A 17537-nucleotide genomic window follows, 5' to 3' on the forward strand; every position below is an offset into this window, starting at 1 on the left:
CTTCAAGGAAAAGGCGGCCTCGCCTAGGTTGATTGTATTGAAATCAACGACATCGGAGGAGCCGTTATGACCTTGAAAGAAATTTACGCTGCCATAGAGAAAATAGGCTGTCTGTCTATCACCACTTTGGATGGTGAGACCATGCACCCTCGCATCGTCCACATGATGGGGCAGGATGATGACGGCATTTATTTTCTGACCATGAATTCCAAGCCTTTCTATCGACAACTCAAGGCTAATGGGCATCTTGCTCTGTGTGGTATTTGGCCCTCCAGTTATGCCACCGGCAAGAATGAAGTCGGTCAACCTGCGTGGGAGCCCGGTTATACCTTCCGTCTTTCCGGACATGCTCGAGAGATGGAAATGGACACTATCAAGAAGCGGGCTGATGCCGGGAATGGCATGTTCCAGTATTTTTTGGAAGACGCTGCTCGTTACCCGGCAACCAAGCTGTTTTGTATTTACAAAGGCAAGGGCGAAATTTTCGATTACGATTTTGAAATGGTGAATCGTGATCACAAGGTGTTGCGTACCAGATTTTCCTTCGGCGGTGAGACACACAACGCCCCCGGTGCACGAATTACTGGCGACTGTATTGCCTGCGGAATCTGTGAGGACACCTGTACTTTCAAGGCGGTAGTGGCGGGTGAGCCGTTCACTATTGATGGCTCTCGTTGTGACGAGTGCGGTAGCTGTGTTGAAGCCTGCCCGCAGGATGCCATCGAACTGCCTTGGACTCTTTAGCTTTGGCCGAGGACGCGATGCTGAATTTCATCGATCCTTTTCAGGTAGACCTGCTGGTAGATTGGACCGTTGTCCATGAAGGATTCGGCCAATCTACGGTGGGCCTCACACCAGACTGCCAAATCGGGGTTGGGGAAGATGCGACTGTAGGCTTTGATCATATGCAAAGTGTTGTGGCAGACCGGCATTCTCTCTCTGGCCTGGACCAGCAAGGCGGTGCGATCCCTGCTCAGGTCCAGAAAAAATGAACCGATGGCCTCGGCACACTGGTAGTTGGCTCCGGAGACGAGCTTTCGCAGCATGGCCTCATCATCCAATTTGCTCATACGCCATTGACGATGCCATCCTCGTGGTACGGTTTCGCTGTCCTCGTATTCGATCCTGCCATTCTTTTGAAACTGAATGAGTTTGTCCGCAAGTCTGGCAGGCATGGGGCCAATGTGTTCAATGTCTCGTCGAGCATGCAGTCCGGTGATCTGTCCGTCAGTTTCTTCCAGTTCGAGTTTGAGGAATGGACAATGAGATTCAATGGCTGTTTCTGACTCCGTCCAGATACCTGCAAATACCCGGTCCATCTCCAGTATGTGAACATTCTCCATGGTTGAAGGCCATTCAGCCATTTCTTCCTTAGCGCTGAGCCAGAATTCCTCCCATTTTTCCAAATACGAATATGGGGCAGGTCCGAAAGCCGGGTAGGGGGAAAGTCTGCCGAGGATGACTATTGGAACCTTGGGGACGTCCTTTCGCAATTGTTCCAGCATGTCTTTGAAGCGCTTGAGGTATCCGACAGGATTGGGCTGAAACATCCGACAGTTTTCCTGTGCCCACAGCATAGCTGCCGGAACCTCGGTCAGAGCGTTTGTATCCATATAGAATATGAACTCCTCTTCATTGTGCAGGAAGAGGGGAACATTCTCATGAAACATGCTGAGGACGATCAGTTCCGGGGCTTCGTCTTTTGTGACAGGGCAGAACTGGTTAATCAGTTCACGGCCCAGAAAATAGTCGCCAAGACCGAACGATTTAACTGTTTCGGCCAATACCGGAGGTATCTGGCCCGGATGGCTTGTATAAGTTAGAGGGGATGCGAGAACTCGGTAAGTCGTGTCAAAGCCTTTGTCGGCCATTGTGCGACTAACGAAATCGGCCTGACAGTTCCCAAGAAAATAGATCATCGGTCCCTCGATTGTTTTACGGATGTTTCACGTACATCGGCGTTTAGCCTAGGCGTACCAATAATTGTGGGAACATGAAAGGATCATTGGTCATCCTTTGAAATTATCTTGGTAAAGAGAAATGTTACATGTCACACAAGCGTAACAAACGACACATTCTCCTGTAACAGTGTTGATCTAGGTTGCTCCTCATCAAAATTGGAAACACCATTTTCATAAATCAATTTCTGAGGAGAACCAAATGTCTAAATTCATGAAAATGCTTGTAGTCGCCGCAGCAACTGTTGCTATGTGCGCCGGCATGGCTCAGGCCCGCGATCAGATCAAGATCGTCGGTTCCTCCACTGTCTACCCTTTCTCCAGCTACGTTGCTGAAGAGCTGGGTGCTACCACCAAGTTCAAGGCTCCCGTTGTTGAGTCCACCGGTTCCGGTGGTGGTCACAAGCTGTTCATGGCCGGTAGCGGTCTGGATACTCCTGACCTGACCAACTCCTCCCGCCGCATGAAAGCCTCCGAGCTGGAAAAGAACTTCGCTAACGGTAACACTGAGATCACCGAAGCCCTGATCGGTTACGATGGCATCGCTGTCGCTCAGAACGGCGCTAACGGTGAGTTCTCCATTACCAAGGACGAGCTGGCCATGGCTGTTGCCGAGATGGTTCCCGTTGATGGCAAGCTGGTCAAGAACCCCTACAAGACCTGGGATCAGATCAATTCCAAGCTGCCCAAGCGTCCCATCCTGTTCTACGGTCCTCCGACCTCTTCCGGTACCCGTGACGCTTTCGGTGAAATGGTTCTCGGCAAGTTCGCCAAGAAGCACAAGGATCTCTATGCTCCTGTTTCCCCGAAGGGTAAGGCCAAGAAGTACGAGTCTGTCCGTCAGGATGGTGTCTACGTGCCTGCCGGTGAAAACGACAACCTGATCGTTCAGAAGCTTACCAAGGACAAGAACGCTTTCGGTATCTTCGGTTACTCCTTCCTTGAAGAGAACTCTGACCGCTTGAACGCCGCTAAGATCAACGGTGTTACTCCGGAACCGAAGTCCATCGCTGCCGGCGAGTACCCGATCTCCCGTTCCCTGTACTTTTACATCAAGAAGTCTCACCTGGATAAGGTTCCCGGCATGAAGGAATACGTCCAGCTTTTCATGTCCGAAAAGATGATCGGCCCCCGCGGTCTGCTGAAGCGCATTGGCCTGGTACCCCTGGCTGACGAACTCCGCAAGCAGGTTCAGGCTGACGTTGCTGCCTACAAGAACCTGACCGCCGAAGACCTGAAAAAATAGTAACGACATTGACCCGATAGGGAGACCGGTCCGGCAAGGACCGGTCTCTTTCGGCGTTTTATTAAACGGGGAATACCGTGGATACCGGAACCATCTTTCTTTATCTCTTCTGTGGCTTGGTGCCACTGGCTATTGTTGCCTATTTTCTGGCGACAAAGAAAACCTACTCCATCAAATTTGAGGGAGAGGAGTTTCAATCAACACCGGACAGCTATGGCTGGTATGCCATAGTCTGTACTCTGTCTCCGGCTCTTCTTGCCTCATTTCTCGCAGCTTTGTTGCAGATGTGTGGGGTAGTTGAGGTGCCGGGCACTGCGCTGGTGGCCACAGCCATAGCACTGGGGGCGGGAGGGCTCGCCGTCGGCCTGGCTACAGTTAAGCCAAGCCTGCGTGCTCGTGCCGTAGTAGAAAAACTCATCGTAAAGATGTTGTTTGTTGCTTCCTTGGTCTCCATTTTGACCACCATCGGAATTGTTCTTTCGGTTACCTTTGAGGCAATGAAGTTTTTTGATGTCGTAAACATTTGGGACTTTGTTACAGGTACTACCTGGAATCCGGACGAAGCTGTTGCTGGCAAGGATTCGCATGGCGTGTTCGGTTCCATTCCGCTGTTCGCCGGTACCTTCATGATCACGGCCATTGCCATGGTCGTAGCTGTGCCCATCGGCCTCTTTTCGGCCATCTGTATGGCAGAGTATGCGAGTCCGGCTTTCCGGAAGACAGCCAAGCCTGCTCTTGAAATCCTGGCTGGTATCCCCACTGTCGTTTATGGATTCTTCGCCGCAATTACGGTCAGTCCCTTGATCGTCAATGTCGCGGAATATTTTGGCCTGCATGCAGACTTCACCAACGCTCTGTCTCCGGGGCTGGTGATGGGCGTAATGATCATTCCGCTCATTTCATCACTGTCTGATGACGTTATCACTTCGGTACCCAATGCTCTGCGTGAAGGTTCCCTCGCAATGGGCGCCTATCGCTCCGAGACAATTAAAACCGTTGTGCTTCCCGCAGCGTTGCCGGGTATCGTCTCTGCATTCTTGTTGGCAGTATCCCGTGCAGTCGGTGAGACAATGATCGTGGTCATGGCCGCTGGCCTGCGAGCCAACCTTACTTGGAACCCCTTGGAAGGCATGACTACGGTGACCGTCCGTATCGTCGATGCTTTTACAGGAGATCAGGCCTTCGACAGTCCAGAAACCTTGTCCGCTTTCGGCCTTGGACTGGTGCTGCTCGTTGTAACCCTTCTCCTGAATATCGTTTCCCTGGTGGTCATCCGCCGCTTCCGTCAACAATACGAATAAGAGAATTAAGATATGGCATTTACCGTAGATCAAAGAGAATTGAAGCGGCGCGCTGGTAAAGACAGGCGTTTCCGGGTGTTCGCATACTCTGCCATTTTCATGGCTGGTGCGTTCCTTGTCTTCTTCTTCGCTGATATCATTGCAACTGCGTGGTCTGCATTTGAGCAGGCCGAGCTGCGTGTAGAAGTGAATTACAATGAAGAAGCTCTGACCATGGGCGACTACGCTTTGGATGAGGAGATGAGTTATCTTGTCAGCCGAGGTTTCACTCGTCTGATTCCCAATAAGATCCGAGAAAATCGTCAATTGCTGGGCACCACTGTTGAGAAGTGGGTTTTGGCAGATTCAGAGGTCGACCAGTACTTGAAGGGTAAGCCCAACCGTCTGCGTAAGGCAGAGCGGAATCTGATAGACAAGCTCAGGGCTGAGGGGCGTGCCCGTCTCGGCTTCAATAAAGGTCTCTTCCTGAACGGAGACTCGAAGTTGCCTGAAATGGCAGGTATTGCAGCAGCTGCAGTCGGTTCATTCTATGTGTTGATAATTACCTTGCTGTTTAGCTTCCCGTTAGGGGTCGCGACCGCCATATATTTGGAAGAGTTTGCGCCGGATAACCGTCTCATGCAGGTCATTGAAGTCAACATTAACAACTTGGCTGCAATTCCTTCAATTCTGTTCGGTTTGCTCGGCTTGGCGATATTTATCAATTTCATGGGAGTGCCTCGTTCGTCTGCCCTTGTTGGTGGTCTGACGCTGTCGCTCATGACATTGCCAGTCATCATCATTTCAACCCGTGCAGCCATTTTGGCCATTCCGGATTCTATACGAGAGGGCGCTCTTGCATTAGGTGCTACTCGTTGGCAGATGGTTACTAGCAACGTATTGCCACTGTCGTTGCCCGGTATCCTGACAGGTACAATTATCGGCCTGGCTCGTGCTATTGGTGAAACCGCGCCGCTGATGATCGTTGGTATGATGGCGTATATTCCTGAAGCCCCAGATGGTTTCACAAGTGCTGCGACTGTTTTGCCGGCTCAGATCTATACTTGGTCTGCAGATTCCCTGCGAGCTTTTACTGAGCGAACCTCTGCTGGTATCATTGTCTTGCTGGCGGTTATGCTGGTTATGAATGGTACTGCTATCTATCTCCGAAACAAATACGAGACCAAGTGGTAAAACTCCCTTCCTTAGTGATTGATTAATGAAGTTGAGAGGCACGCCACTTGGCGTGCCTCTTTTATAATGAGTAAGGACCGCTGAAAAAAATGCATTCATTTTGTGATTTTGATAAAAAAAAATGTAATTCAGCGTCAAATTATGGGTGCTTGGATTTGATTCGGGAAGAGTTGTTTAGATAGGGTAGAGTGCTCTGGGCTCAAAAAAAGCGCTGAATTGAGGTTCTTTAGCCATTGATTGAACTGGAAACGTAAACTTTTTAAATCGTTAAAAACTACGCCGCAGTAGGGCTAATTGGGCATCGACAAAAAAAGATCACTTTTTTTAAAAAAGCCGCTTGACAATCGACCGTGTTCTGCATAGTTTCTCCCTCGCTTCGACGAGAAGGCGCGTAGCTCAGGGGGAGAGCATTTGCTTGACGTGCAAAGGGTCGTGGGTTCAAATCCCTCCGCGCCTACCAGAAATCCCCGGAAGGGAGGCCAAGTGGCCTCCCTTTCATCGTTTTTAAACCCCGATAAGATCGGGAAGGAGCTTGAGAGTGCAGATTGAAGTCTCCGGCAAACAGGTAGAGTTGGCAGAAGGTGCCGTATGCGCCGATGCCCTGAAAGAGGGCCTGTCCAAAAAACAGTTCAAGAATGTTGTAGTTGCCAAGTGCGGTGATACTCTTCTTGATCTCACTACTGCCGTACCGACTACTTGCACCACTCTCGAGCCCGTCTTCGCTGATAGCGAAGAGGGGCTTGAAGTCATTCGTCACTCTACCGCCCACCTCATGGCCGAGGCGGTCAAGAAGCTGTTCCCCTCCGCGCAGGTGACCATCGGTCCCGCCATTAAGGACGGTTTCTACTACGACTTCGATTACGAACGCCCCTTTACTCCGGAAGACCTTGAAGCCATCGAGAAGGAGATGCTTTCTTCTGTTGGTGCCAACAAGGACTTCTCTTGCCAGACCATGTCCGCTGACGAAGCCAAGAAGTACTTCGCTGAAATGGATGAGAGCTACAAACAGGAACTCATCGATGATCTGGGTGCGGAACAGTATTCCGTTTACACCCACGGCGATTTCGCAGACCTGTGTCGTGGCCCGCACGTTGCCCGTACCGGTATGCTCAAGGCATTCAAGCTGCTGTCTGTAGCTGGAGCGTACTGGCGTGGTGACGAAAAGAACAAGATGCTCCAGCGTATCTACGGTACCGCTTGGAATGATCCCAAGGCGCTCAAGAAGCACTTGAATCGTCTCGAGGAAGCCAAGAAGCGCGATCACCGTAAGCTGGGCACCCAGCTTGACCTCTTCTCCACCCACGATGATGTCGGTGGCGGTATGATCCTCTGGCACCCCAAAGGTGGCCTTGTTCGTGCCATTCTGGAAGACTGGGAGCGTAAAGAGCATCTGAAGCGCGGTTATCAGATCGTACAGGGACCGCTGATCCTGAAGCGTGAGCTGTGGGAAAAGTCCGGTCACTACGACAACTACCGCGAGAATATGTATTTCACTGAGATCGACGAGCAGGCCTACGGCATCAAGCCCATGAACTGCCTGTCTCACATGTTGATCTACAAGCGTAAGCTCATGAGCTACCGTGACCTGCCTCAGCGCTATTTTGAGCTGGGTGTGGTTCACCGTCACGAGAAGTCCGGTGTGCTGCACGGCCTTATGCGAGTCCGTTCCTTCACTCAGGATGATGCGCATCTTATCTGCCGCAAGGACCAGCTTCAGGATGAAATCCTGGGCGTTTACAACTTCGTCAGCGACATCATGAATATGTTTGGCTTCGAGTTTGAGGCTGAGCTTTCCACCCGTCCGGAAAAGTCTGTTGGCTCTGATGAAGATTGGGAACTGGCAACCAAGGCGCTGACTGAAGCGCTGGATGCCACCGGCAAGGATTACTCCATCAACGAAGGTGATGGCGCATTCTACGGTCCCAAAATCGACATTATTCTCAAGGATTCTCTTGAGCGTCGTTGGCAATGCGCCACGATTCAATGCGATTTTACCTTGCCAGAGCGCTTCGACTTGGTATATGTGGGCGAGGACGGTGAGCGCCACCGCCCGGTCATGTTGCATCGGGTTATCCTCGGATCTATCGAGAGATTCATCGGTGTGCTCATTGAACACTTCGCCGGAGCACTGCCTGTCTGGTTGGCTCCGGTTCAGGCGCGTCTGGTGAACGTAACCGACGCGCAGCTTGATTTTATGAAGGAAGCCGAAGCATTCTTCCTTAGCAAAGGCATCCGTGTTGAAGCGGATACCCGTAATGAGAAGCTCGGCTACAAGATTCGGGAAGCTCAGGTTGAGAAGATCCCGTATATGCTGGTAATCGGCGATAAAGAGGTTGAGGCCGGGTGTGTCAACATTCGCTCCCGCGATGGTGAGGATCCCGGTATGGTGACACTGGAAGAAGCCGCGCAGCTTATTTTGGATGCTGCCAAGGCTCCTTTCGAAGCAGGAGGCATGAGCTATAGCTTTTCGGGGTAACGACCGTAGAGGTCAAAGACGTCAAGATCAGGTCCGTCGTAACGAAAGAATCCGTATCCCCAAGGTACGGGTGGTTGACGAGGACGGAGAACAGCTGGGTGTTTTAGACACTCGCGATGCACTGGAACGCGCCCGTGAGAAGGGCCTGGACCTGGTTGAGGTTGCGCCCAACGCCGACCCGCCTGTTTGCAAGATCATGGACTACGGCAAGTTCAAGTTCCAGCAGAAGAAAAAGCTGCAGGAAGCCAAGAAGAAGCAGACCGTAATCAAGATCAAGGAAGTAAAGTTCCGGCCGAAAACCGATGAGCACGATTACCAGACGAAGCTCAAGAAAATTGTTAAATTCCTGGATGACGGCGATCGCTGTAAAGTGACTGTCTTTTTCCGGGGCCGTGAGATCGTCCACAAAGACCGCGGGCTGACTATGCTCGAAAGGGTTGTGGAGGATACACAGGATATCGCTAAAGTTGAGAGCAGGCCGTTGTCTGAGGGACGGACGATGACAATGATGCTTGCTCCTGTAAAAAAATAGTCGATACTCACAGGGGAACCGATCCCCAATATGAAGGAGGCTACTATGCCCAAGATTAAAACCCGTCGCGCTGCCGCAAAGCGTTTCTCCAAGACCGCTTCCGGTAAGTTCAAGCGCCGCAGGAAGAACTTGCGTCACATCCTGACCAAGAAGAACGCCAAGCGCAAACGTCGCCTGGGCCAGTCCGCAACTGTGGATGGCACCAACATGAAGGCCGTTCGTCGTCAGCTGCCCAACGGTTAGTATCTCCTTTGATATGTGCCTTGTTGGCAGCGTCCAAGATGGACCTTTGGTCCACACGCCTGTCAACCTCGGCTTCAATGAAGATCAATCGTTATTGTAATTAACTTTTAGAATCTTGCCTCGCTGGGGGAGTCCGTCCGGCCCGGGAGGTTGATTAAAGATGGAGGTTTAACCATGAGAGTTAAACGCGGTGTCGCCGCTAAGCGTCGTCACAAAAAGTATTTGAAAATGGCTAAGGGTTACCGCGGAGCCGGTAGCCGCCTGTACCGCACCGCTCGTGAGCGCGTTGAAAAGGCTCTTTGTAATGCCTACCGCGATCGCAAGCGTAAAAAGCGTGAGTTCAGGAAGCTGTGGATCATGCGTATCAATGCCGCTGCCCGTCTGAACGGTCTGTCTTACAGCCGTCTGATGAATGGCCTTAAATTGGCTGGTATCGAGCTGAACCGCAAAGTCCTCGCCGACATGGCAGTGCGCAACCCTGAAGTGTTCGCCAAAGTCGCTGAGGCCGCCAAAGCTAAGGTGAGCTAAATCGTGAGTAATGAATTGAAGTCCTTCGTGGAAGGACTCGACGGCCTGGCCCTTGATTGCGAATCTCGCAAGGGCCAGGCCTGTTCGTTAAAGGAACTGGACGAACTCCGCATCGAGTTCTTGGGCCGTAAAGGCAAACTCGCTCAGGCCATGGGCCAGCTCGGCAAGCTCGATAATGCCGACAAGCCCGAGGGCGGTAAGAAGGCCAATGAAGTCAAGCAGCGCATCACCGCGCTCATCGACTCCTGGCAGGCCGATCTGACCGCAGCTGAAGCAAGTCATGCCTTGTCCCTGTTTGATCCCACCATGCCTGGCCGCAAGCCTGCTGCAGGCTCACTGCATCCTGTCACTCTCGTCATGGACGAGGTGTGTGAGGTGTTGACCGGACTCGGCTTTGAGCATGCTTCCGGTCCCGAGGTGGAGAATGACTGGCACAACTTTGAGGCCCTGAACATCCCTGCCGAGCACCCGGCCCGTGACATGCAGGACACCCTGTATGTTTCTGACAACATCGTTCTGCGCACCCATACCTCGGGTATGCAGATTCGCTCCATGCTCAAGCAGGAGCCTCCGGTGGCCGTTATCGCTCCTGGCAAGGTGTATCGACGCGATTCCGACCTGACTCACACCCCGATGTTCCATCAGATCGAGGGGCTTCTGGTCGATAAGAACGTGTCCATGGCCGACCTGCGTGGAACTCTGACTGTCTTCGTGCGTCAGATCTTCGGCTCCAAAACCGAAGTCCGTTTCCGCCCCAGCTTCTTCCCGTTCACTGAACCCAGCGCCGAAGCAGATATTTCCTGTGTGGCCTGCGGTGGTAAGGGAACCAAGGACGGCAAGACCTGCCGTATCTGTAAGGGCACTGGCTGGGTGGAAATTCTGGGCTGCGGTATGGTTGATCCCAACGTCTTCAAGTCTGTTGGTTATGACCCCGAAGTCTACACCGGTTTCGCCTTTGGTCTCGGTATCGAGCGTATCGCCATGTTGAAGTACAACATCGGTGATCTGCGCATGTTCTTTGAGAACGACGTCCGATTCCTCGAACAGTTCGCATAGATTCTTTGCGGCCCGGAGCACTCCGCACCGGGGTACTCCGTGGTCGCTTTTTTATAACTTTTCTACACTTACGGTAGTGCAATGTTAGTCAGTCTCAATTGGTTGAGGGAATTCGTCCCCTACGAGGGCGAGATTCAGGCGCTTGGTGACAAACTCACCATGCTGGGCCTCGAACTCGAAGGCATCGAAGATCCGTTCGAGCAAGTTCAGGATATCGTAATCGGCCATGTGGTTGAGTGCGAGAAGCACCCCGAAGCGGAAAAGCTGTCGGTCTGCACCGTGGATGTCGGCGAAGCTGAAACTTTGACCATCGTCTGTGGCGCCCCCAATGTGGGCAAGGGGCAGAAGGTCCCTGTCGCCAAGGTTGGTACTGTTATGCCCGAGGGCATGAAGATCAAGAAGGCCAAACTCCGTGGGATCAAGTCTTTCGGTATGATCTGTTCCGAGCGTGAACTTGGCTTCTCCGAAGATCATGATGGCATTTGGGTTCTGGATGACTCCTTCAAAGTCGGTGAAAAACTCGTCGATGCTCTGAATCTTGAGCGTACCGTGTTCGATTTCGACATCACACCCAACCGTGCAGACTGCCTGTCCATTCTCGGCTTTGCCCGTGAGACAGCGCTGGCTTTTGATTTGCCCCTGACCATGCCGGAACTGAATCTGGTTGAGGCCGGAGGCAACGCAGCCGATGACATCAAGATTTTGATCGACGACCCGGAGCTATGCCCGGCATATCATGCCCGCATCATCCGTAACGTCGAAACCCGCAAGTCCCCGGACTGGATGCGCTTCAAGCTCCTGTCTCTGGGGCAGCGTCCTATTTCCAATATCGTCGACGTGACCAACTATGTCATGTTCGAACTCGGTCAGCCGCAGCACGCATTTGATCTGGATCTCATTGAGGATGCTACTATCCGCGTTGCCCCGGCTACCGAGGGTATGAAGTTCACCACTCTGGACGACATGGAGCGCACCCTTACCTCTAACGACCTGCTCATTTGGGACGGCAAAAAGCCTGTCGCTCTGGCCGGTGTTATGGGTGGTGCCAACTCGGAAATGACTGATAAATCCACCAACGTCCTGCTGGAAGCAGCTGTCTTTCGTCCGGGTACAGTTCGTAAGACGGCTCGTCGACTGGCTCTGCCGTCCGATGCTTCCTACCGTTTCGAGCGTGGCGTTGACCAGCAGTTGACTCGTTTCTGTCAGGATCGCGCTGCTCAGCTTATGGCTGAGACCTCTGGTGGTCAGGTTGTTTCCGGTGTGGTTTCCAATGAGCCCAAGCCGTGGAATGATCGTCAGCATGGTTACCGCCATGCCCGCTGCATGTCCTTGCTGGGCCTTGATCTCGAGCCTGCATTCGCCAAGAAAGTATTCGAAGGCGAAGGCTGTACCGTTGACGATTCCAATGCCGACAACTGGACCGTTGGTTCTCCGTCCCACCGCCTTGATCTGGAGCGCGAAGTCGACCTCTATGAAGAGGTCGGTCGAGTCTTTGGTTTGGATCAGATCCCGGCAGTCCTGCCCAAGGTTGCCAAACGCATGGACGGCAAGGTCGCCTCTGAGACCGAGTACGGTTTCCTCAAAAATATCAAGGAGTGGGGCGCAGGTGCAGGTCTGAACGAGGCAATCAACTACTCCTTCGTGGGTGATGAAGATCTCGACCGCCTCAATCTGCCCGCTGATGAGCGTGTCGCCATCGCCAACCCGCTGTCCGCAGACCAGAATGTCTTGCGTACTGCATTGGCTCCTGGCCTGTTGAATACGCTCAAGAACAACCTTGCTCAGGGCAACAACCATGTTCGTATCTTCGAAGTTGCTAAGCGTTTCGTAGCTGATTCAGAGTCCGAGACTGAGACTCGTGAATTCGGTCGCCTCGGCCTGCTCATGCACGGCCCGCGTCACGCCACTGAGTGGCCGTGGGAAGCTGGTGATGTCGATTATCTCGACGTGAAAGGCCATGTTGAACATCTGGTAGTGAACCACCTTAAGCTTGATGAGCCTACTTTTGCTCTGGCTGAGGAACACGCCTACCTTGAGCCCTGCGTTGAAGTCTCTCTTGGAGAGAAGCAGATCGGCCTTATCGGTAAAGTCAAGACAGATATTGCTGATTTCTACCACGCCAAGAAGGATGTCTGGATGGCTGAACTGCAGCTGGATGTGTTGCGTGAGATCGTTGACGCTCATAAGATCGTATTTGAGCCGCTGCCTGTCTTCCCGCCCAGCCGTCGTGATGTCACCGTTATCGGCCCCTCAACTCTGCCTGCACAGGCAATTCGTGAGGCCATTGCGAACGCGGGCGTAAAGATTCTTGAGTCTGTAGAACTTGTTGCCGAGTTCGTACCCGAAGGACAGGAAGAGGAGCGAAACCTTTCCTTCCGCCTGACTTACCGCGATCCCAAGAAGACGCTGAAGGACAAGCAGGTCGACAAGGAGCACAAGAAAGTGCTTGCCGCTCTGGAAAAGAATCTGCCGATTCGCTTCTAGTTAAAGCTAAGAATAAGCCCCCTGTTTCAATATGAAGCAGGGGGCTTTTTTATTGGGGCACTATCGGAAGCGGATTATGTAATCTTATTGAATCGTGCGTAGCGATTTGTTATGTTAACCAAATGGAAGATTTGCAGGAGTTCAAGAGGTATAAGATCGGTCAGGCGGCCAAAGAGATTGGCGTCAAGACGTACGTGCTGCGGTTCTGGGAAGGGGAGTTCGATGAAATCGACCCTATTCGGACAGATTCGGGCCAACGATTGTATACCGAGGATCATCTGGAGATCATCCGTGAGATCAAGCGCCTTTTGTATGATGAAGGGCTAACCATAGACGGAGCCAAGAAAAAGCTGCAGAGCCGAGAACACTCGGACATTTTAACGGAAGTACGTGACGAATTGCTTGCGATTAAGCGGCTCCTGAATTCTTGATTATCTGATCCTGGGAGGACCGCGATGAAACGAGCGGTGAAACTGAGTATAATTGGACTTGGTGTTGCGTTTTGTGTGGTCATCCTGGCTGTCGTCGTTTTTTTCTCCACATTCGATCTTAATAATTACAAAGATCGTATCGCGCAGGCGGTACATGATGAAACCGGACGGACGTTGACCTTTGAAGGCGATCTGAGCTTGGGATTCTTTCCTCGGCTAGGAGTGTCGTTGGGCGGGGTGAGCCTAAGCAATGCCAACGGGTTCAAGGATGAGTTCATGGTGCGAGCCGATTCGGCTCGTGTCTCCGTACGTATATTACCACTGATATTTGGCAAGATTCGTTTTGGTACGTTGGAGTTGGACGGGTTGAGCCTCAACTTGAGTCGCCGTAAAGACGGTGTCGCAAATTGGGATGACCTTGTTGGACGTGCTCCCAAAGATGAGCCAGAGAAGGAAGGGCGTAATGAGCAGTTCTCTCTTGATATCGAGGGAGTGACTGTTCGATCTGCCAGCCTTGCTTGGGATGATGATGTTGCTGACGTCCTGTTCGTGTTGCGTGACATAAATCTGGAAACCGGGAGAATCTACAAGGGTGCGCCATTCCCCATGAAGGCAGAGTTGGCTTTCGAATGCAGCGATCCTGGCGTGCAGGGCAAATTGCAGGTTACAGGGAAGTCCTCTCTCGATTTGGAGAACCGGGAATACGGCCATATGGATATGAAACTCTCTCTTGATGCAAAGGGAGATGCAGTGCCGGGTGGTGTTGTTTCAGGAACGGCAGCGTTCACGTTTCTGGTTATGAATTTCAACGAAGAGCATGCCCAGTTAACGGGTTTTACTGCTTCTGCATACGGCATGAACGCCCATGTTGACGGTTCCCTTGAAGGCATTACAGATGGTATTCGCAAGGTTGTCGCCACTGTAAGTATTGATCCTTTTGATGCGCGAAAGTCATTAACCCAATTGGGGTTGGATGTGCCTGATACCGCAGAGGCGAGTGCTTTGACTTCCGTAAAGGGAATGGCCGATGTCGTGTATGTTCCTGGCGATCTGGAGTTGAAGACCTTTTCGACGATAGTGGATGGAGCTCAAGCATCGGGAAGTATGCGTGTGAAATGGGGGGCGGAAAAAGGGTATGCGTTTGCCCGTTTGGATGCCGGGACAATCGATCTGGATCGCTATCTCCCTCCCGATCATGCTGACAATACTACCGCAGCCAAGGAAGAGGCCGCACAAGGTAGCGGAGAACGTATTTTTAATACTCGTCTTTTGAGACGGCTGAATCTGGACCTTGAGGGTAAGGTCGCAAAGCTCCGTGCAGAAGGCATGTGGTTTGAAAACGTACACGCCAAGGCTAAGGCGGAGAATGGAATGATTAACATCAATCCATTGGCAGCTGATCTCTATGGCGGCACTTTGTCTTCCGGCATTACCATCAATGCCACAGGGCAGTATCCGGACGCCAATTTAATTGCAGGACTGCACAAAGTGAACATAGGTGATCTCTCCCGTGATGTGACTGGAGAATCCTCCTATGAAGGGATACTAGAATTTAATGCTGCCGTTTCCGCCAATGGTGAGCGGCTGCCCATATTGCTTCGTTCCATGAATGGAAAACTGAGCTTGCAGTTGACGGATGGCGTTTTCCCCGGTGTTGACCTTGCGGAAATGGCCAAGAAAACCCACGAAAGCAAAGGGAAGAAAGAGGGCACGGTTGAGGCGGTAGCGACTGATTCAACAAAGTTTGGAACCATCGAAGGCACTGCCGTCATCAAGTCTGGTATTTTGCGGAACAAGGACCTTGAAGTCAAAGCTCCGGGACTGCGAGCTAATGGTGAGGGAATAGTAAAGTTACCTACCCGTGAACTCGATTACCTCTTAAAAGTGAAGCTTGTGGCATCAAAAGAAGGTCAGGGAGGCAAATCGTCAGACGATCTCTTTGGCGTCATGGTTCCCATTCGCGTGAGCGGCACCTTGGAACACCCTCGCTATTGGGTGAGTCTTACTGAATACGTCAAAGCGTTGGGTGGTGCGGTTATAGGCACGGCTGGAAGTATCATCGGTGGCGTGACAGGAGTCATCAAAGGTGTGGGCAAGGCTGTGACCGGCGGCGGTGGACCGGAGAAAGAGAAACAAGAGGCTGAGCCCCACAAGAAGTTTCTTGGAATCTTCTAATCGTGGCAGCTACTGGCTGACGACCTTGTTGCGGCCGGTTTCCTTGGCCTTGTAGAGGGCGGCATCAGCTCTGTTTACAAAGGTGATGAGCGTATCATCGTCTTTGAGTTGTGCGACGCCAAAGCTGGCAGTCTTCTGGCCTACCTTGGGGAATTCCTGTGCCTCGATTTGCCGTCTGAGTCCCTCGGCCATCTGGGTTGCCCCCATGATATCCGTATTTCTCATGATGATGAGAAATTCCTCTCCTCCCCATCTCCCGGGAATATCTTCTCTGCGAACACTATTGGCAAGGATTGAGGCAATTCTTTTAAGGACTCTGTCTCCGGTTGTGTGGCCGTATGTGTCGTTGACAGACTTGAAGTGATCAATGTCCGTCATGATAATGGAGAGAGGCTTAGCCTGTTGCTTGGCGCGCTTCTTTTCCGCTTTCATGGCTTCATCAAGGCGCAGTCGGTTGGCTAACCCTGTCAAAGGATCAGTGCTTGATATCTGTTCCAGCTTTTTGTTCTGAAGAGCCATCATGGCGTGTGTTTCGGCAAGTTGGCTTTGAATTTCCTTGAGGTCTGTGATGTCGACTCGAATGAACTGGGTCACGATGGAGCCGTCCGTCCAGCCAAGAGCGCGTGCTTTTACCTGGTACCAGCAGTCTTCCACTTCGTTGAAATATTCAAAGTTGTTGGTTTGATCATTCGGCAGACCTTCCTCGGTCAGGACATGTTGTATTGGACAGAAATCACATGGAACATTGATTCCGTGCAAGGCCTTGTAACAGGTCTTGCCGCGGAGATCCCCGTAGATATCGGACAATAGCTTGTTTGCAAAGACGATTTCATATTTTGAGACATCGGCAATATATACCTGAAACGGGATGAGATCGAAGTGGGATTCAAGCAGGTTCCGAAACATCTCGTTTACAACTCCATGATCTGCTTGATTCGTTGGCTCAGCTTGTCTGCGGTTACGGGCTTAACCACGTATCCCTTGGCTCCGGCTTCGATGGCCTGCTGGACTATCTCCTGTTGTGCGTGAGAGGTAAGGACCAGAATGTTGGCGTTCGGGTCTGCATCAATGATGATGCGTGTTGCCTCGATGCCGTCCATATCGGGCATGGTGATATCCATGGTGATAAGGTCGGGGCGTTCCTTGCTGAAAACCTCAATGGCTTCCGTGCCATTTTCGGCCTGTCCGACCACGGTGTGACCAAGCTGCTCGAGCATTTGTATGATCTTGGTTCGGATGATGACCGAATCGTCAGCAACCAATACCTTCAAGCCTTTCATTTATCGCTCCTTATATTCCAGTTTGTCGTCAAACAGATTGGGCGGCCCGATACAGATCATGTCCATGTTTCCTTCTGGGAACTGGAGGGAGGCCATGTAAATTTTTGCTCTGTCTACCCGTCCTATCTGTTTCGCCCCGCTGATGAACAGTGGCGGGGTAATGGTGATGGGAGAACCTTTGTCAGAAACTTCTGCCAACGCATTTCCTGCTACGAGATTGAGTAGGTCTCCAGCTGTCACCTCAATAAATTTGTCCACCATTTCATCGGTGACGGTCATCTCTTCCGTATACCTCTCCAGAATTGTATCGATGAGAGGTTTGTCGAAGCTGAAGGCAAGATAAACGCCAAGACCGCCACTGAGCGCCACAAGGCTCGTCAAGGGCTTGAGTGTGTGCTGGTCGATGCTTTTTAGATGGTATTCGACCTTTTCAGCCTCGAGCCCCATTTCCTCGGCAAGGTATTCGACTGCCCGTTTGGAAAGGCTGGTCATGAGTGTGTTGATTTTCTTGTCCATACGATTCCCCTGGTCTGTTTGTAGAATATGCCGACAAAGGGAAAATAGAAATTATTATTGCATTAAGGGGTGAAATAAAAGAGCCGCCAATAGTGGCGGCTCAGTAAAAATTATTCCATCATGACGGGAAAGTTCGAT

At 51.7% G+C, this 17537-nt stretch carries 16 protein-coding genes and 1 tRNA gene; 13 read left to right on the forward strand and 4 right to left on the reverse strand.

The window, feature by feature from the left end:
- Positions 1-66: 66 nt before the first annotated feature.
- Positions 67-744 carry a 4Fe-4S binding protein gene (locus tag HFN16_RS12855; protein WP_168891139.1) on the forward strand — a complete coding sequence of 226 codons (678 nt, stop codon included), beginning with the start codon at positions 67-69 and terminating at the stop codon, positions 742-744.
- Here HFN16_RS12855 and HFN16_RS12860 read toward each other — a convergent pair.
- Positions 741-1919 carry an SGNH/GDSL hydrolase family protein gene (locus HFN16_RS12860; RefSeq protein ID WP_168891140.1) on the reverse strand — a complete coding sequence of 393 codons (1179 nt, stop codon included), beginning with the start codon at positions 1917-1919 and terminating at the stop codon, positions 741-743. The two genes, HFN16_RS12855 and HFN16_RS12860, sit on opposite strands and share 4 nt — an antisense overlap.
- A 241-nt stretch (positions 1920-2160) precedes the next feature.
- Between HFN16_RS12860 and HFN16_RS12865 the strand changes: the two genes are divergently transcribed.
- The 12 genes from HFN16_RS12865 (at position 2161) to HFN16_RS12920 (ending at position 15603) form a co-directional block, all read left to right on the forward strand.
- Positions 2161-3204 carry a PstS family phosphate ABC transporter substrate-binding protein gene (locus tag HFN16_RS12865; protein WP_168891141.1) on the forward strand — a complete coding sequence of 348 codons (1044 nt, stop codon included), beginning with the start codon at positions 2161-2163 and terminating at the stop codon, positions 3202-3204.
- 77 nt (positions 3205-3281) lie between these two features.
- Entirely contained in the window at positions 3282-4505 is a 1224-nt protein-coding gene (pstC, locus tag HFN16_RS12870) for a phosphate ABC transporter permease subunit PstC (protein ID WP_168891142.1), read from the forward strand.
- 12 nt (positions 4506-4517) lie between these two features.
- Complete coding sequence (gene pstA / locus HFN16_RS12875) at positions 4518-5678, forward strand: phosphate ABC transporter permease PstA (protein ID WP_168891143.1); 1161 nt, start codon at positions 4518-4520, stop codon at positions 5676-5678.
- 385 nt (positions 5679-6063) lie between these two features.
- A tRNA-Val gene (locus tag HFN16_RS12880) sits at positions 6064-6138 on the forward strand.
- 78 nt (positions 6139-6216) lie between these two features.
- The gene (thrS, locus tag HFN16_RS12885; RefSeq protein ID WP_168891144.1) at positions 6217-8154 is read left to right on the forward strand and encodes a threonine--tRNA ligase; all 1938 of its coding nucleotides are present in this window, start codon (positions 6217-6219) and stop codon (positions 8152-8154) included.
- A complete protein-coding gene (infC, locus tag HFN16_RS12890; RefSeq protein WP_168892358.1) occupies positions 8138-8686 on the forward strand; it encodes a translation initiation factor IF-3 in 549 nt (182 codons plus the stop codon). The genes thrS and infC overlap by 17 nt, the downstream gene beginning before the upstream one ends.
- A gap of 45 nt (positions 8687-8731) precedes the next feature.
- Positions 8732-8929, forward strand: a complete 198-nt coding sequence (gene rpmI / locus HFN16_RS12895; protein WP_168891145.1) for a 50S ribosomal protein L35 — start codon at positions 8732-8734, stop codon at positions 8927-8929.
- A 174-nt stretch (positions 8930-9103) separates the two neighbouring features.
- Entirely contained in the window at positions 9104-9457 is a 354-nt protein-coding gene (gene rplT, locus HFN16_RS12900) for a 50S ribosomal protein L20 (protein WP_168891146.1), read from the forward strand.
- 27 nt (positions 9458-9484) lie between these two features.
- On the forward strand, positions 9485-10513 hold the full coding sequence (gene pheS, locus HFN16_RS12905; RefSeq protein ID WP_168892359.1) for a phenylalanine--tRNA ligase subunit alpha: 1029 nt from the start codon (positions 9485-9487) through the stop codon (positions 10511-10513).
- Between the two features lie 81 nt (positions 10514-10594).
- A complete protein-coding gene (gene pheT, locus HFN16_RS12910) occupies positions 10595-12997 on the forward strand; it encodes a phenylalanine--tRNA ligase subunit beta (RefSeq protein ID WP_168891147.1) in 2403 nt (800 codons plus the stop codon).
- A gap of 122 nt (positions 12998-13119) precedes the next feature.
- A complete protein-coding gene (locus tag HFN16_RS12915) occupies positions 13120-13428 on the forward strand; it encodes a MerR family transcriptional regulator (RefSeq protein WP_168891148.1) in 309 nt (102 codons plus the stop codon).
- Positions 13429-13452: 24 nt separating this feature from the next.
- Positions 13453-15603 (forward strand): AsmA family protein, encoded by a 2151-nt coding sequence (locus tag HFN16_RS12920; protein WP_168891149.1) that lies wholly within the window; start codon positions 13453-13455, stop codon positions 15601-15603.
- 9 nt (positions 15604-15612) lie between these two features.
- On the opposite strand, the gene HFN16_RS12925 is transcribed toward HFN16_RS12920, so the two are convergent.
- Genes HFN16_RS12925 through HFN16_RS12935 form a run of 3 tightly spaced genes read right to left on the reverse strand, consistent with a single transcriptional unit; the run spans position 15613 to position 17399 of the window.
- A complete protein-coding gene (locus HFN16_RS12925) occupies positions 15613-16509 on the reverse strand; it encodes a GGDEF domain-containing protein (RefSeq protein ID WP_168891150.1) in 897 nt (298 codons plus the stop codon).
- A 5-nt stretch (positions 16510-16514) separates the two neighbouring features.
- Positions 16515-16883: a response regulator gene (locus HFN16_RS12930; protein WP_168891151.1), complete on the reverse strand. Its 369-nt coding sequence runs from the start codon at positions 16881-16883 to the stop codon at positions 16515-16517.
- Complete coding sequence (locus tag HFN16_RS12935) at positions 16884-17399, reverse strand: chemotaxis protein CheX (RefSeq protein ID WP_168891152.1); 516 nt, start codon at positions 17397-17399, stop codon at positions 16884-16886.
- Positions 17400-17537: the final 138 nt, after the last annotated feature.

It is taken from the genome of Pseudodesulfovibrio sp. zrk46 (assembly GCF_012516435.1).
Classification (GTDB): domain Bacteria; phylum Desulfobacterota; class Desulfovibrionia; order Desulfovibrionales; family Desulfovibrionaceae; genus Pseudodesulfovibrio.

Coding starts and splice junctions, on each gene's coding strand:
- rplT (WP_168891146.1), top strand. CDS start 9,104: ATGAGAGTTAAACGCGGTGTCGCCGCTAAGCGTCGTCACAAAAAGTAT.
- HFN16_RS12855 (WP_168891139.1), top strand. CDS start 67: ATGACCTTGAAAGAAATTTACGCTGCCATAGAGAAAATAGGCTGTCTG.
- pstA (WP_168891143.1), top strand. CDS start 4,518: ATGGCATTTACCGTAGATCAAAGAGAATTGAAGCGGCGCGCTGGTAAA.
- HFN16_RS12865 (WP_168891141.1), top strand. CDS start 2,161: ATGTCTAAATTCATGAAAATGCTTGTAGTCGCCGCAGCAACTGTTGCT.
- pheT (WP_168891147.1), top strand. CDS start 10,595: ATGTTAGTCAGTCTCAATTGGTTGAGGGAATTCGTCCCCTACGAGGGC.
- HFN16_RS12930 (WP_168891151.1), bottom strand. CDS start 16,883: ATGAAAGGCTTGAAGGTATTGGTTGCTGACGATTCGGTCATCATCCGA.
- HFN16_RS12915 (WP_168891148.1), top strand. CDS start 13,120: ATGGAAGATTTGCAGGAGTTCAAGAGGTATAAGATCGGTCAGGCGGCC.
- HFN16_RS12935 (WP_168891152.1), bottom strand. CDS start 17,399: ATGGACAAGAAAATCAACACACTCATGACCAGCCTTTCCAAACGGGCA.
- HFN16_RS12920 (WP_168891149.1), top strand. CDS start 13,453: ATGAAACGAGCGGTGAAACTGAGTATAATTGGACTTGGTGTTGCGTTT.
- rpmI (WP_168891145.1), top strand. CDS start 8,732: ATGCCCAAGATTAAAACCCGTCGCGCTGCCGCAAAGCGTTTCTCCAAG.
- HFN16_RS12925 (WP_168891150.1), bottom strand. CDS start 16,509: ATGTTTCGGAACCTGCTTGAATCCCACTTCGATCTCATCCCGTTTCAG.
- HFN16_RS12860 (WP_168891140.1), bottom strand. CDS start 1,919: ATGATCTATTTTCTTGGGAACTGTCAGGCCGATTTCGTTAGTCGCACA.